This is a genomic window from Pseudomonas silensiensis (assembly GCF_050434865.1).
GTDB classification, from domain to species: domain Bacteria; phylum Pseudomonadota; class Gammaproteobacteria; order Pseudomonadales; family Pseudomonadaceae; genus Aquipseudomonas; species Aquipseudomonas fluorescens_W.
In genome coordinates this window covers 109024-123346 of sequence record NZ_JBNDJH010000010.1, presented here as the reverse complement: position 1 = coordinate 123346, position 14323 = coordinate 109024, and the positions used below count along the sequence as shown (strand labels likewise).

Annotated in this window: 13 protein-coding genes; 2 read left to right on the top strand and 11 right to left on the bottom strand. The window is 59.3% G+C overall.

Annotation, left to right across the window (positions count from 1 at the left end):
- Positions 1-50: 50 nt before the first annotated feature.
- On the top strand, positions 51-962 hold the full coding sequence (gene lpxC, locus QF010_RS16290) for a UDP-3-O-acyl-N-acetylglucosamine deacetylase (protein WP_008147525.1): 912 nt from the start codon (positions 51-53) through the stop codon (positions 960-962).
- Between the two features lie 69 nt (positions 963-1031).
- On the opposite strand, the gene QF010_RS16285 is transcribed toward lpxC, so the two are convergent.
- The 7 genes from QF010_RS16285 to QF010_RS16255 form a co-directional block, all read right to left on the bottom strand.
- Complete coding sequence (locus QF010_RS16285; RefSeq protein ID WP_033061344.1) at positions 1032-2528, bottom strand: sensor domain-containing diguanylate cyclase; 1497 nt, start codon at positions 2526-2528, stop codon at positions 1032-1034.
- A gap of 147 nt (positions 2529-2675) precedes the next feature.
- Complete coding sequence (locus tag QF010_RS16280) at positions 2676-3995, bottom strand: OprD family porin (protein ID WP_429511928.1); 1320 nt, start codon at positions 3993-3995, stop codon at positions 2676-2678.
- A 195-nt stretch (positions 3996-4190) separates the two neighbouring features.
- Positions 4191-4415, bottom strand: a complete 225-nt coding sequence (locus QF010_RS16275) for a hypothetical protein (RefSeq protein WP_033061346.1) — start codon at positions 4413-4415, stop codon at positions 4191-4193.
- 297 nt (positions 4416-4712) lie between these two features.
- Complete coding sequence (locus tag QF010_RS16270) at positions 4713-6077, bottom strand: heavy metal sensor histidine kinase (RefSeq protein ID WP_429533516.1); 1365 nt, start codon at positions 6075-6077, stop codon at positions 4713-4715.
- Positions 6067-6744: a heavy metal response regulator transcription factor gene (locus QF010_RS16265; RefSeq protein WP_033056445.1), complete on the bottom strand. Its 678-nt coding sequence runs from the start codon at positions 6742-6744 to the stop codon at positions 6067-6069. The genes QF010_RS16270 and QF010_RS16265 overlap by 11 nt, the downstream gene beginning before the upstream one ends.
- Before the next feature lie 9 nt (positions 6745-6753).
- Positions 6754-9855, bottom strand: coding sequence for a multidrug efflux RND transporter permease subunit (locus QF010_RS16260; RefSeq protein WP_429533515.1), 3102 nt, complete (start codon positions 9853-9855; stop codon positions 6754-6756).
- A complete protein-coding gene (locus tag QF010_RS16255) occupies positions 9852-11012 on the bottom strand; it encodes an efflux RND transporter periplasmic adaptor subunit (protein WP_429533514.1) in 1161 nt (386 codons plus the stop codon). Before QF010_RS16255 ends, QF010_RS16260 begins: the two co-directional genes overlap by 4 nt.
- 334 nt (positions 11013-11346) lie before the next feature.
- Between QF010_RS16255 and QF010_RS16250 the strand changes: the two genes are divergently transcribed.
- A complete protein-coding gene (locus QF010_RS16250; RefSeq protein ID WP_033056441.1) occupies positions 11347-11604 on the top strand; it encodes a hypothetical protein in 258 nt (85 codons plus the stop codon).
- Between the two features lie 82 nt (positions 11605-11686).
- On the opposite strand, the gene QF010_RS16245 is transcribed toward QF010_RS16250, so the two are convergent.
- The 4 genes from QF010_RS16245 to QF010_RS16230 form a co-directional block, all read right to left on the bottom strand.
- Positions 11687-12436 carry a YkgJ family cysteine cluster protein gene (locus QF010_RS16245; RefSeq protein ID WP_429533513.1) on the bottom strand — a complete coding sequence of 250 codons (750 nt, stop codon included), beginning with the start codon at positions 12434-12436 and terminating at the stop codon, positions 11687-11689.
- A gap of 81 nt (positions 12437-12517) precedes the next feature.
- Positions 12518-12844 carry a hypothetical protein gene (locus QF010_RS16240; protein ID WP_429533512.1) on the bottom strand — a complete coding sequence of 109 codons (327 nt, stop codon included), beginning with the start codon at positions 12842-12844 and terminating at the stop codon, positions 12518-12520.
- Between the two features lie 42 nt (positions 12845-12886).
- Entirely contained in the window at positions 12887-13345 is a 459-nt protein-coding gene (locus QF010_RS16235) for a GNAT family N-acetyltransferase (protein WP_429533511.1), read from the bottom strand.
- Positions 13346-13372: 27 nt separating this feature from the next.
- Positions 13373-14275 carry a chemotaxis protein CheV gene (locus QF010_RS16230; RefSeq protein ID WP_008147551.1) on the bottom strand — a complete coding sequence of 301 codons (903 nt, stop codon included), beginning with the start codon at positions 14273-14275 and terminating at the stop codon, positions 13373-13375.
- Positions 14276-14323: the final 48 nt, after the last annotated feature.

Here is a 14323-nt window from a genome sequence, read left to right as displayed (position 1 = left end):
CCAGCCTTTGTTGATACCAGTTCGCAATTTGCGCTGAAGCGGCCCAAGCCATGATTAAACAACGCACACTGAAAAATATTATCCGTGCTACAGGTGTAGGCCTGCACTCCGGGGAAAAGGTATACCTGACCCTCAAGCCCGCACCTATCGACACCGGCATTGTGTTTGTTCGTGCCGATCTCGACCCTGTGGTGCAGATTCCTGCCCGCGCGGAAAACGTTGGTGAAACCACGATGTCGACCACATTGGTCAGTGGTGACACCAAAGTGGATACGGTGGAGCACTTGCTCTCGGCCATGGCTGGCCTGGGCATCGATAACGCCTACGTCGAGCTCTCCGCGTCTGAAGTTCCGATCATGGATGGTAGCGCTGGACCTTTCGTATTCCTGATTCAATCGGCCGGCCTGGAAGAACAGGACGCACCGAAGAAGTTCATCCGGATCCTGCGGGAAGTGACAGTGGAAGACGGCGACAAGCGCGCCACTTTCGTCCCTTTCGAAGGCTTCAAGGTGAGTTTCGAGATCGATTTCGATCACCCGGTTTTCCGTAATCGCACACAAAGTGCAAGCGTGGATTTTTCCAGCACTTCTTTTGTAAAAGAAGTCAGCCGCGCCCGTACCTTTGGTTTCATGAGTGATATCGAGTACCTGCGCAAGCACAACCTCGCACTCGGCGGCAGCGTTGAAAACGCTATTGTGGTCGACGCGGATGGTGTACTGAACGAAGACGGCCTTCGCTATGAAGACGAATTCGTGAAGCACAAGATCCTCGATGCAATTGGTGACCTCTACCTGCTGGGCAATAGCCTGATTGGTGAGTTCAAGGGCTTCAAGTCCGGACATGCATTGAACAACCAGCTGCTGCGCAAGTTGATTGAGCAGACAGATGCTTGGGAAGTCGTGACTTTCGAAGACGCCAGCACTGCACCGATCTCTTACATGCGTCCTGTTGCGGCCGTGTAAGTAAAAAACCTCTCTAGTTTTTTAAAGGCTACCTTCGGGTGGCCTTTTTTTATGCCTGCGGGAAAGGCCTCAATCCGCAGCGACCACCCGATTACGCCCACTTTCCTTGGCCTGATACAGCGCCTTGTCCGCTGCAAACAATAGCTGTTCCAGACTGATCTCGGCGGAGGTGGTCCAGGTACTGATACCGATACTGACAGTAATCGGCGACTCGGCACCTGCCACCCTCGGCAATTGCTCCACTGTCGCGCGGATGCGTTCGGCAATCTGTTGCGCACCCTGGCTGTCGGTTTCCGCGAGAATCACCGAAAACTCCTCGCCGCCGTAACGGGCGACCAGATCAGCGGGTCGCCTCACATTGTCGGAGATCACCTTGGCCAGCGAGCGCAACGCATCATCGCCAGCCTGATGCCCATGACGATCGTTGAACGCCTTGAAATGGTCGGCATCAATCATCAGCAGCGACAATGGCTGGCCAGAACGTTGAGCGCGGAACCACTCATGACGCAGGACCTGATCCAGCGTTCGGCGGTTGGCCAGGCCGGTCAAGGCATCGGTGGCCGCCAGTTGCGCCAGCTCCTGTTCGGCGTTGTGGCGCAGGCGCAGTTCCCGGCTGAGTAGCCACGTCAGCCAGAGCAAGCCGATACACAGCGCCGTAGTCGCAACGCTAACCACTACCGCCGTGCGCTTCCACGAGGCAAACACTTCATCACTGGACAGTGCAACGATGACGATCAACGGCAAGTTGCCCACCTTGGAGAACGTGTACAGGCGTTTGTCCTTATAGCGGCTTGAAACACCGGTGAAGCTGCCGTTGCCTTCTTTGACGATGCGCTGGAAGTTGGGACGGTCGCTGAAGTCCTTGCCTATCAGCTCTTCGGCCAGGCGGGGTTCCTGAGCCAGAAGAATCCCGTCCGTGCTGATCAGGTTGACCGAGCTGTCACGACCGATGCTCAAGCTGTTGAACAGTTGATCGAAATAACTCAGGCGCATGGCGGCTTCGGCCACGCCGAGGAATTCGCCCTGTGAGCCGCTGACCCGGCGACTGAAGCTGATTCGCCATTCATGTTCAGCCTGTCTGGAGCGGAAGGGACGGCTGATGAGCATGCTCGGATCACGATTGGTCACGTGCGACTGAAAATACTCGCGGTCAGCATAATTGCCCTTTCTGGGCTCTACCGAGGCCGAGTCGGCGATCACGTCGCCCTTGTTGTCCAGCAACAAAATGTCGCCCTTGTACGGCGCGGCAGTGGCACGGTCAAACAAGGCCAGATGGCGGATAGTCGGGGAGACGTACTTGAGGTCTTCTCGCTGCGAGGCCGCGATCAAGCCGAGCAGGGAAAGGTCATAGAGCTCGACATTGCGCAGCACGTCGGCGTCGATCAATTGCACGATATTGGTTGCTGCACGAGTGGCAGACTGTTCAGCATTGGCGCGTTCGCGAATGAGCAGGAATGCCACGATGCTCAATATCGCAATCACCAGTACCAAACTGCCGAGAACCAGAAGCCGCTCCGATCGCGTCGACCGGATCGGATGGTGAGATGTCGCGCTGCTCACACTCATGGTTCTGACTTCTGCTAATGAGGCGTTATGAAAGTGTTTTGCAAGACTCAGGCAGAATCCCGGAAGCCGTTTGCGTTTGGAGCGCCTGTATAAATCCCGGATAAAAAAAAGGCCAGCAAAACATGCTGGCCTTTTGCTTATTGAAGCTTAGAAGACATTGAGCGGGTAGTCGACGATCACCCGGTATTCATCGGTGTCCTGATCCAGCACGCCGTAGCCGTTGCCGCCACGGTTGGTCGCCCATTGCAGACGCAGCGCCAGGTCTTTGGCCTTGCCGCCCTGAACCACATACTTGAGATCAATGTCGCGTTCCCAGTGCTTGGCGTTTTTGCCGTCAGCGCTGAACCACGAGGCATAACCGGGGCTTTCCGGATCGACTTTGGTCAGGTCCAGCTCACCTCGGGAGTAAGACACCGCCGAAGTCAGGCCGGGCAGGCCGAGCCCGACAAAATCGTAGGCGTACTTGAGTTTCCATGAGCGTTCGTTCGGGCCGTTGAAGTCCGAATACTGCTGTGAATTGTCGAGGTAGACGCTGTCGCCCTGGCTGATGTAGTCGAACGGCGTGTTGCCATTGACCCGCTGATAGGCGGCGGTAACGCTGTGATTACCCACGCCGACGGTGAAATGCAGGCTGTAGGTGTTGTTGTCGATGTTGCCCAGCAGCGCATTGCCGGTGTCTTGCGTGTGATAGAAGTGCAGCCCCGGGTTGAAGCTGACCAGGTCGTTCAGCGCGTAGGTGTAGTCCAGATCGTAGTAATACTGGTTCCAGATGTCCTTGAGCTCGGAAGCATAGAGGCTGCTGGTCAGCCCCGGCAGACCGCTCCAGGCGACACCGGCCCAGTTCAGGTGCCGGCTTTCGTCACCGTCGGCCAGGCTGCCGTAGGATGTGCCGATTCGGGTGTGTCCGCTCTGGTTGTAAGGCTTGGTGAAACTCGCCTGGCCACCTTCAATCATCCAGCCGTCGAAACTGTGGTTGGTCAGGCTGACGCCGCGAAAGGTCTGGGGCAGCATGCGTGTTTCACCGCCGGCGATCACCGGGTTGGCGAGAAACAAGTCACCGGCCTTCAGTTCGGTATCGAAGACACGCATTTTCAGCGTACCGCCCGCCGTCGAGAACGAGCCCGGCGCTTTGCCGTTGCCATCGCTGATCGGCAGGATGCTCGACCCGTCGGTACCGCCACCGCCGTCGAGCTTGAGCCCGAGCATGGCGTGGGCATCAACGCCGAAACCGACGATGCCTTGGGTGTAACCCGATTCGAAGAGGCCGAGGAAACCCTGGCCCCATTCAATGTTGTCGTCCGTCTGCTGCAGGCGGTTGCGGTTCATGTAGTAGTTGCGGGCGTTGAAGTTGAGGCTTGAGCCTTCGACAAAACCTTCGGCGTTCGAGGCGTCTGCGGCGTGAGCCGCAGGCGCCACCGTTGCAGTGATTGCAATGAATAACGGGCTGAATCTAAGAGGGAAACGCACTAGCGGTAAAGCTCCTTGGGTCAACTGAGAGCCTCATTGTTTTAAGACTCCGGATGTTTCTTGTTAGGGAAGACGAACTGAAGCTGTTTAAAACCACAACGAAAAAAAGCCGCTGATAGCAGCGGCTTTGAAGACAACTATTCAAAGGGAAGAGCCGATGAAAAGTGTCGAGGGAAACAGAGCGATACTTAATAATCAGCTGTCTTTCTCAACCCGTGGCTGGGCCTGAGTGCTCGACGCTTGAGGGGTTTGCGCAGCTTCCTGAGCCTTGGCCGTCATTTCGCTCTGATACTGTTCGAATGCAGCAGCGCGTGCGGAATTGTGCGCAACGAATGACTGCGACTCTTCAGCGTTGGCGAACGGAGACAGAAACAAAGAAGACAAAACGAAAGCGCTGGCAATACCCATAGTGTTGGACATCTTTAAAACCTTCTTGCTTGGCAAGTGCTGTTTGGTGCGGCAAAGATAAGGGGGATTGGAGAGGGGAAAAAGAGCGGATTCATGAAAGGACTGTTGCGCTTAAGGCAACAGTTGTGAGGCCGGCGCCCGAACCTGTAGCAGCTGGCGAAGCCTGCGTCCGGCTGCGAAGCAGTCGCGAGATCAGGCGCTGCGGTCTGTCAGATAGACCGCGTGTGTAGGGTTTACGACTGCTTCGCAGCCGGACGCAGGCTTCGCCAGCTGCTACAGGACCGGTGCGGCCCGGGCATCGCGTTGGGGTTAAACCGGAAGATGAATCCCAAACGTATTCATCCCATGATCACTGCGCACAAACACATCCCCCCCATGCATCAACGCAATCGCCTTGACGATCGCCAACCCCAGCCCATGGTTGTTACCACTGTTGCTGCGCGACGCATCGACCCGATAAAAACGCTCAAACAGCCGCGACAAATGCTCATTGGCAATCGGCGACCCCGGGTTCGCAACCCCGATGCTGACCTGATGTTCCTCAACTTCGATCCGCACCTGAATCACCTGCCCGGGTTCAGTGTGTTGCACTGCGTTACTGAGCAAGTTGATCAACGCCCGGCGCAGATGAGCGATCTCGATCCGCACCTGCGCGTCACCACTGACCTGCACCTGAACCTGCGCGTCTTCAAGGATGAAATCCAGATACTCCAGGGTCGTCGCCACTTCATCCGCCAGCGAGGTGGAGGTCAGTTTGGTCGCTTTGCTGCCCTGATCCGCGCTGGCGAGGAACAGCATGTCGTTGATGATCGAGCGCAGCCGCTCAAGCTCTTCAAGGTTCGATTGCAGCACTTCAAAGTAGTGTTCGGCGGATCGCCCGCGAGTCAGCGCGACTTGGGTCTGGCCGATCAGGTTGGTCAGCGGCGAGCGCAGTTCGTGGGCGACGTCAGCGTTGAACGACTCAAGGCGCGAGTAAGCCTGTTCGACCCGCTCCAGTGTCGAGTTGAACGAATTCACGAACTGATTCAGTTCTGGCGGCAGCGGCGACAATTGCAGGCGGCCGGACAACAGCGGCGGGGCCAGTCGCTGGGCTTCCTGGGACAACTTGATCAGCGGCTTGAGGCCGATCCGCGCCACCCAATAACCGAGGGCCGACGCCAGCAAGACGCCGATGATCGCCAGGCTGATCAGCGCGATCAGCAAATGGTGCTGAGTCTGCAAAAACGTCTCGGTGTCGATGCCGATCATGAAGCGCAACGGCGGGCGTTGATCCTTGGCCGGGAACTGGCTGACCAGCACTTTCAACGGAGAAGGGTGATCCGGCAGATTCAAGTCGCGCATGCCCAGCGGCCCTTCGGCAAAGGCGCGGATCTGCGGCGTCAGGTTGCCGTATTCGTAGTTCGGATCGCCGCTGATGATCCAGAAACTGATGCGCTTGTCTTCTTCGCCGAGCAGCTTGAGCTTGTTGTTGATCTTCACCCAATGCTCGGGTGTGCCGTAACGCCCGACCGTGGATTCGAGCACGCTGTAGCGCGCGTCCAGCTCGGCCTCGGGCAGCAAACCCAGGCCTTTGTCGACCTGCTGATACAGCGCCCAGCCGATCAACAAAAACACTAAAAGCGCCACCAGCGTGAACATTCCACTGAGGCGCAGGGCAATCGAGTTACTGGACACCACGGCTCTCCAGCACATAACCCATGCCCCGGATCGTGTGCAGCAGTTTTTCTTCGAACGGTCCGTCGAGCTTCGCTCGCAAGCGTTTGATCGCGACTTCGACAACGTTGGCGTCGCTGTCGAAATTGATGTCCCAGACCATTTCGGCGATGGCGGTTTTCGAAAGGATTTCACCTTGCCGGCGGGCCAGCACGCTGAGCAGCGAGAACTCCTTGGCGGTCAGGTCCAGGCGCGTGCCGGCGCGGGTGGCTTTGCGGCTGATCAAATCTATCCACAGGTCGGCGATGCTCACTTGCACCGGCTCATGACCGCCGCTGCGACGGGTCAGCGCTTGCAGGCGCGCCACCAGTTCCAGAAAGGAAAACGGTTTGCCGAGGTAATCGTCGGCACCGTCGCGCAGGCCTTTGATCCGGTCCTCCACACGCTCGCGGGCGGTGAGCATGATCACCGGGGTTTGCTTGCGCGCACGTAATGCGCGCAGTACGCCGAAGCCGTCGAGGCCCGGCAGCATGACGTCGAGGACGATCACCGCGTAGTCGCTTTCCAGCGCCAGGTGCAGGCCTTCGACGCCATCGCGCGCCAGGTCCACGGTGTAACCCTGTTCCGTCAGGCCGCGGTGCAGATAATCCGCGGTTTTTTCCTCGTCTTCGATAATCAGAACGCGCATGACCCCGCCTCAGTCTGTGGTTGCCAGCGCCGGCATCGGTGCGGGTTTGGGCTTATGGAAAAGCCGCTCCAGCCACAAGTATATGACCGGAGTGGTGAACAGCGTCAGCGCCTGGCTCACCAGCAAGCCGCCGACAACCGCGATCCCCAAGGGCTGGCGCAGTTCGGCGCCGGTGCCGTAACCGAGCATCAAGGGCAGCGCGCCGAGCAGGGCGGCGAGGGTGGTCATGATGATTGGCCGGAACCGGGTGATACAGGCCTGGTAGATCGCTTCTTCCGGCGGCAGCCCGCCCTTGCGCTGGGCTTCGAGGGCGAAGTCGATCATCAGGATGCCGTTCTTCTTCACGATCCCGATCAGCAGCACCAGCCCGATCAGCGCCATGATCGAAAAGTCCTGCCCGCAAATCCACAGCATGATCACCGCGCCGAGCCCCGCCGACGGCAGCGTCGAGATGATCGTCAGCGGATGCACGAAGCTCTCGTACAGCACGCCAAGAATGATGTACACCGCCACCAGCGCCGCCAGGATCAGCCATGGCTGGCTGGCCAGCGAACTCTGGAACGCCTGGGCCGCGCCCTGGAAGTTGCCGCTCATGGCGGCCGGCATGCCGATTTCGGCCTTGGCCTGGTTGAGCATGATCACCGCATCGCCCAGCGCCACACCGGGCGCGAGGTTGAACGACAGGTTGGCCGCCGGGAACATGCCGTCATGGGCGATGGACAGCGGGCCAACCGTTGGCGCGTCGAATTTGGCCAGGGCCGACAGCGGCACCATTTCCCCGCTCAGCGGCGAGCGCAGGTAGAAATAGTTGAGGCTTTCGGCTTTGCCGCGCTGCTTGGTGTCCAGTTCCAGAATCACGTTGTACTGGTTGATCTGCGTCTGGAATTCGTTGATTTGCCGCTGACCAAAGGCGTCGTACAACGCTTCATCGACATCACTGGCGGTCAGGCCAAAACGCGCGGCGGCGCTGCGGTCGATGCTGATGTGGGTGATGCTGCCGCCCAGTTGCAGGTCGTTGGAAATGTCGCGGAACGCCGGGTTGGCGCGCAGTTTTTCCGTGAGGCGCTGGGTCCAGGTGCTGAGGGTCGCGCCGTCGTTGCTCTTGAGCACGTATTGGTACTGCGCGCGGCTCGGGCCGGAGCTGAGGTTGATGTCCTGCCCGGCGCGCAGGTACAGCACAATGCCCGGGACTTTCATCAGTTGCGGACGAATCCGGTCGATGAACTGGCTGGCAGAGACGTCGCGGTCGCCGCGTTTTTTCAGGGAGATCCAGAAGCGACCGTTGGCGATGGTCTGGTTACTGCCGGAGACGCCCACGGAGTGGGAAAACGCTTGAACCGCCGGATCCGCCGCGACGATTTCGGCCATCGCCAGGTGTTTTTTCACCATGTCGCCGTAGGAAATATCAGCGGCGGCTTCAGTGGTGCCGAGGACAAAACCGGTGTCTTGCACCGGGAAGAAGCCTTTGGGGATAAAGATGTAACCGGCGATGGCCAGACCGAGGGACAGGCCGAACACGCCGATCATCAGCTTCTGGTGGGCGAGGGCGCGGCGCAGAAGTTTTTCATAGCCTGCCAGCAAGCGTTCGCCAAAGGTTTTTTTGCCGTGGGCGTGATGCACTGGCGCACGCATGAACAGCGCGGCGAGCGTCGGCGCCAAGGTTAGCGAGACCACCACCGAAATCATGATGGTCGAAGTGGCGGTCAGGGCGAATTCCTTGAACAGCCGTCCGACCACACCGCCCATGAACAGCAGCGGAATGAACGCCGCCACCAGCGAGAAACTGATCGAGACCACGGTGAAACCAATCTCGCCGGCACCCTTGATCGCCGCCTCGCGCATGCCGTCGCCAGCCTCCAGGTGACGGTGAATGTTCTCCACCACCACAATCGCATCGTCGACCACAAACCCCACGGCCACCACGATCGCCACCAGTGTCAGGTTGTTCAGGCTGAAACCCATGATGTACATCAGGGCGAAACTGGCGATCAGCGAAACACCCAACACGGCAGACACGATCAGGGTCGCCGACCACTGGCGCAGGAACAGCGCCATCACCGCCACCACCAGCATGATCGCGATCAGCAGGGTGACTTCCACTTCGTGCAGGGAGGCGCGGATGGTTTGGGTGCGATCGACCAGCACCTTGACCTGCACCGAGGCGGGTAGCATGGCTTCGAGACCGGGCAAGGCGGCCTGGATGCGATCCACGGTTTCGACGATGTTGGCGCCCGGTTGCCGGGAAATGACCAGGTTCACCCCAGGCTTATCACCGGCCCAGGCTTGCACGTAGGCATCTTCCGAACCGTTGACGACTTTCGCCACATCCTTAAGATGAACCGGGGCGCCGTCCTTGTAGGAAACGATGAGCTGGCTGTATTCCTCGGGGTGGAACAACTGGTCGTTGGTCGACAGCGTCGAAATGCTCGACTCGCCGTACAACGCACCTTTGGCCAGGTTGAGGCTGGTGTTTTGGATTGCCAGACGAATGTCGGCCAGTGTCAGGCCGATGGCTGCGAGTTTGTCCGCCGAGGCTTGTACGCGGATTGCCGGACGTTGCTGACCGGTGATGTTGATTTGGCCTACACCGTCGATCTGGCTGATCTGACGCGAGAGCAGGGTTTCCACCAAGTCGCTGAGTTCGGTGCCGGGCATTTGCGTCGAGTTGACGCTGAGGATCAGCACCGGGCTGTCGGCCGGGTTGACCTTGCGCCACGTCGGCAGAGTCGGCATATCTTTGGGCAGTTTGCCGGCGGCGGTGTTGATCGCGGCCTGGACCTCCTGAGCGGCGGTGTCAATGCTTTTGTCGAGGGTGAATTGCAGGGTCAGGTTGGTCGAGCCCAGCGCGCTGCTCGAGGTCATCTGGGTCACGCCCGGGATGGCGCTGAATTGCACTTCAAGCGGCGTGGCCACCGACGAAGCCATGGTCTCCGGGCTGGCGCCGGGCAATTGCGCGGCCACCTGGATGGTAGGGAATTCGGCTTCCGGCAACGGCGCGATGGGCAGGCGCGGGAAGGCGATGACACCGAGCAGCACCAGCGCAAAGGTCAGCAGGATGGTGGCGACCGGATGGTCGATGCACCAGGCAGAGATCGAGCCATGGCCCTTCATGGTTTCGGCTCCGACTGGACCACTTGCGGTGGATCACTCAGGACCTGGACCGTCGAACCGGGCTTGAGCCGCGACTGGCCGTCGCTGACCAGCACGTCGCCCGGTTTGACGCCTTTGATGATGTCCTGGCCGCTGCCTTGGTGGACCATCTGCACTTGCACGGTCTCGACTTTGTCACCGTTGACCCGGTAGACGAAATGTTGATCGAGGCCGCGTTGTACGACAGTGGGTGGCACCACCAGCGCATCTTTGTCGAGGGCTGTCTGAATTTTTACCGTCACCAGCAAGCCCGGCCAGAGTTTCTGCCCGGCATTGTTGAATTCAGCCTTGGCGCGGATGGTCCCGGTGTTGGCGTTGATCTGGTTGTCGATCAGGGTCAAATGACCCTCGCCCAGCAGATTGCCGGTTTCGCCGTCGGTGTCGGCGCCGATGTAGGCCTTCACCTGAGCATGTTCCGGATCGTTGATCAGACCCTGCAGGGTCGGCAGCATTTGCTGTGGCAGGGAGAACTCCACGGCGATCGGGTCGATCTGGGTCACCGTGAACAGGCCTTGAGCGTCGGTCATGCGCAGGAAGTTGCCTTCATCCACCGTGCGAATACCGACGCGACCGGTCACCGGGGAGCGAATCTGTGTGTAGGAGAGCTGCACTTGAGCGGCGTCGATCGAGGCCTGGTTACCTTGGGCGGTAGCTTTGAGTTGGTTGACCAACGCCTGTTGCTGGTCATAAGTCTGTTTGGAGACGCCGTCGTCCACGCTCAGTAGCTTGTAGCGTTTGAGGTTGACCAGCGCGACTTGCAGCTGCGCCTGGCTTTCGCCGAGTTGTGCCCGAGCCTGATCGAGGCTGGCGCGGATCGAACGGTCGTCGATGGTGGCGAGCAGGTCGCCTTTGTTCACCAGTTGGCCTTCCTTGACCAGGATTTTTGTGAGGATACCGTCGATTTGCGGGCGCACCACCACGCTGTGCAGGGACAGCACCGAGCCGATGCCGCTGACGTAGCGGGGGACGTCTTTTTCGACGACGTTCACTACCCGAACGGGGATCGCAGAGGGCGCGGTCAGTTTGGTGGTAGTGGGCTTGATGGCGTACCACAGCCCCAGCGCTGCCAGAACGATCAGAAGTGCGGCGAGCAGGACGGGTTTTTTCTGAATTCGCATGCGAGTGGGGCGCCGGGGCTGGGTGGTCGGAGTTTTTTCCGGTTTATACCTCCCTTTATAAACCTGTTCGCCCGTCAGGAAGGTGACTGCTAACTGACGGCGCTGTCAGTTTGGGCCTCTGCGGGTCGACGCCGATCCCCCCGAGCGTCCGGCCCCTCGCTTAGGCTTGGCGTTCCTTCCTTCCGGTATCCATTTGCGAAGACGTCAGCGCCGTCAACGCAAAACCCGACGGACTCGCTTGCTGCTTGAAGCTTGCGGCTCCCGAGACAGGTATACTGCCGCCTTTCGCGGCTCGCTGACCGGGCCCGACTCTATTGCATCACCCGGAGCTTTCATGACTTCCCCGACACAACCGCCGGTTGCCGACGCTTTGAGCGACGACCAGGCAGACCTGCCAGACAGCGTCGACTCCAGCGCAGACAGCGAAACCAAAGCCGGGATCCCGGCGTTCAAGTTCCCGTTCAAGCCGGGCGACCTGGCCGCAGCGAAGAACGCCAGCCAGCCCTGGTACAAGAACGGCGCCAAGAACGGCCATACCAAAACCCCGGGCGCAGCGCCTCCCGGTACGCGTCGTTCGATGGGTAAGCGCTGAGTTTTAAACGCTGCGGTGCCTGATCTACCGTCTTCGCGAGCTTGCTCGCGAAGAGGCCATCAAAGCCAATACACCTTCTGGATCAAGCCGCCCGCAACGAAATAAACGCATAGTTCACTGGCGTATCCGTCGCCACTTGCGCACCCGCCGCTTGCACTTGCCCGGCAATGTCTTCGCCCGACACATGAAACAACCAGTCAGCGCCTGACTCAGCCAATGGCTGCGCCGCAACTTGATCGATGGCCATCGCAAACGCCGTCATGTCCGGCAGATAAGCAGTAAAGCCATCGCCCTTCAGCGCTGTAGTGCGAATCCCCAGCAGCGCGCAAATCGCATCCTTGGTCCGAATGTCATCGCGATCCGCCTGACGGGAGCGCTGGATTAATCCGACCAGTTCCTGATCCACCAATTCGCCCCCCACAATCAGATCCGGTCCCTTTTCCCACGACTCGGGCGGACATTCCTTAACGGCAGTGTTCAGGGGAATGTGCGGATTGATTTCCATCGGGTAGATGCGGCACACCAGCGGCCGGCGTTCGTAGATGCGGCAGAGGTTGTCTTCGTCAAGATTCCGGCAAGGACCGACGTTGTAGGCAGCAAAAGTGATGGCTATGAACGCCTCGGATGCGCCGCTTCGAACCCGCACAGAACGGCGTTCGGCGTGTTCGCGTTGCTGCATGGGCAGGCCCAGGCCATTGCCCAGGAAACCTTCCACCAGCACGATCACCTGACCGCCATCGGCCGCCCACATCCGGGCTTCGGGCAGGGTCAGGGGCACGTGGTGGTCGTTGCAGCATTTGCCACAACCTACGCAGGAAAACGTCGTATTCATTGAACGACCAGTCGCATAAAAGGACATGAAGCGGTGACAGAATGCCGCCGTAAAGGCCTATCGAAGCAAGTTATGCGCCAGTCACTGCGCCTTGGCGGTGGGGCGGATGGAGTCCCATTCGGTGACGTAAGCGGTTTTGCTTTTCTTGTTGTAGAGACACAGTTCGGTGCCTTGCTGGCCTTTCATGTGTTTTTGCGGGTATTGGCCTTGCAACAGAAGTGCGGTGTAGCCAACCCGGTCATCGAACTGTGCGGCGTTGCCGACGGGTTTGGCATTTTTCAAGCCACTGGCCTTGGTGCAACTGGCGAGCACCGCTTTGTCGTAAGCGGCCCAGGCGTCGGGGCTGGAGGCGTGGGCCTGGGTGGCGAGGGCGGCTAGGCAGAGGAGGGTCAGGGTCGAGACTTTCATGTTCGGCATCCTTGGGCGGGTATTGACCAAGGTCTGAGTATGTCAGGCCGGAACCGGTTCCCGGCGGATCACACGCATCCCGGCGTTTTCATACAAACGCTGCGCCCGAAGGTTGTCTTCCAGCACCTTCAAATCCACAAAACCTTCGCGCCGTTGCTGAAATATGTTGAAAGCATGTAGCAGCAGCGCGCGTCCTAATCCTTGCCCCTGAGCCCGTGGATGCACCACCAGGTTCTTGATATAGGCGCTGGTCCAGCACTGGCACACGCCGACAATGCCTTCGGAATCCAGAGCGATAAAGCACAGGCTCGGATCGTATTCAGGATCGGTTTCAAAACGCTGTTGCCAGACGTCGAGTGCCGGCACGCGACCGCCACCTTGCTGATAACCCAGTTCCATCAACCGATGAATGGCTTCTGCCAGTTCGGTGCGGTATTCGCTGAGGACAATTCCCTGAGGCCAAGTGATCGCAGGCACAACTTCAGCGAGGTTGCGCCGCATCAGAAAGCAGAAGTCCTTGCTCAAGCCTCAATGACCTTGTTCAGCGACAGCCTTGGCTGCTTCGATCAGGCACTTGGTCAGCTCTGGCGAGGAGAACTTGGTCAGCACCGCGTTCGCGCCGGCAAGACGGGCCTTTTCGCTGTTCATCGCGCTGTCCAAAGAAGTGTGCAGCAGCACATAGAGGTGCGAGAAGTCCGGGGTTTCGCGCAGGGTTCGGGTAAATGCGTAACCGTCCATCTCCGACATTTCGATGTCCGAGACGATCAGGTTGATCTGCTGGGCCGTGCCTTGCAGGTCCAGCAGGCAGTCGATGGCTTCCTTGGCACTGCGGGCGGTGTGGCATTGCAGGCCGAGGTTGCGCAGGGTGTGCACCGATTGCTGCAACGCCACCTGGCTGTCATCGACCACCAGAATCCGCGCGTTGCCGAGTACTTCGGCGTCTTCCATGCTCAGTTCGGTCGGGGCCGTTTCGATCTGTGCCGGGGCGATGCCATGGATCACTTTTTCGATGTCCAGCACCTGTACCAATGTGCCGTCGACTGAGGTCACGCCAGTGATGTACGAACGCACGCCGCCAGAGCCAAAGGGCGGCGGACGGATGTCGGTGGTCAGGCAGTGGACGATCTTGCTCACGGCTTGAACATGTAAACCCTGCTTGGAGCGGCTGACATCGGTGACGATCAGGCAGCCACCGTTCGGGTCTTCCAGCGGTCGTTCGCCGATGGCACGGCTGAGGTCGATCACCGACAACGAGGCACCGCGCAGGGTGGCGATGCCTTTGACGTGGGGATGCGACTCCGGCAGCTTGGTCAGCGGCGGGCAGGGAATGATTTCACTGACTTTCAGCAGGTTGATCGCCATCAGCTTGCCGCTGCGCAAGGTAAACAGCAGAAGCGAAAGTGAATCTGCGCGGGCTTTGTTTGAAGACATAAAAACCTTCTGTGGAAAAAGGTGATAAGCGACCGCGAGGATCGCCAA

What these genes read in the sequence shown, in the direction of transcription:
- QF010_RS16260 (WP_429533515.1), bottom strand. Translation starts at nt 9,855, where the DNA reads ATGAAGGGCCATGGCTCGATCTCTGCCTGGTGCATCGACCATCCGGTC.
- QF010_RS16235 (WP_429533511.1), bottom strand. Translation starts at nt 13,345, where the DNA reads ATGCGGCGCAACCTCGCTGAAGTTGTGCCTGCGATCACTTGGCCTCAG.
- QF010_RS16275 (WP_033061346.1), bottom strand. Translation starts at nt 4,415, where the DNA reads ATGTCCAACACTATGGGTATTGCCAGCGCTTTCGTTTTGTCTTCTTTG.
- QF010_RS16250 (WP_033056441.1), top strand. Translation starts at nt 11,347, where the DNA reads ATGACTTCCCCGACACAACCGCCGGTTGCCGACGCTTTGAGCGACGAC.
- QF010_RS16230 (WP_008147551.1), bottom strand. Translation starts at nt 14,275, where the DNA reads ATGTCTTCAAACAAAGCCCGCGCAGATTCACTTTCGCTTCTGCTGTTT.
- QF010_RS16265 (WP_033056445.1), bottom strand. Translation starts at nt 6,744, where the DNA reads ATGCGCGTTCTGATTATCGAAGACGAGGAAAAAACCGCGGATTATCTG.
- lpxC (WP_008147525.1), top strand. Translation starts at nt 51, where the DNA reads ATGATTAAACAACGCACACTGAAAAATATTATCCGTGCTACAGGTGTA.
- QF010_RS16245 (WP_429533513.1), bottom strand. Translation starts at nt 12,436, where the DNA reads ATGAATACGACGTTTTCCTGCGTAGGTTGTGGCAAATGCTGCAACGAC.
- QF010_RS16240 (WP_429533512.1), bottom strand. Translation starts at nt 12,844, where the DNA reads ATGAAAGTCTCGACCCTGACCCTCCTCTGCCTAGCCGCCCTCGCCACC.
- QF010_RS16255 (WP_429533514.1), bottom strand. Translation starts at nt 11,012, where the DNA reads ATGCGAATTCAGAAAAAACCCGTCCTGCTCGCCGCACTTCTGATCGTT.
- QF010_RS16285 (WP_033061344.1), bottom strand. Translation starts at nt 2,528, where the DNA reads ATGAGTGTGAGCAGCGCGACATCTCACCATCCGATCCGGTCGACGCGA.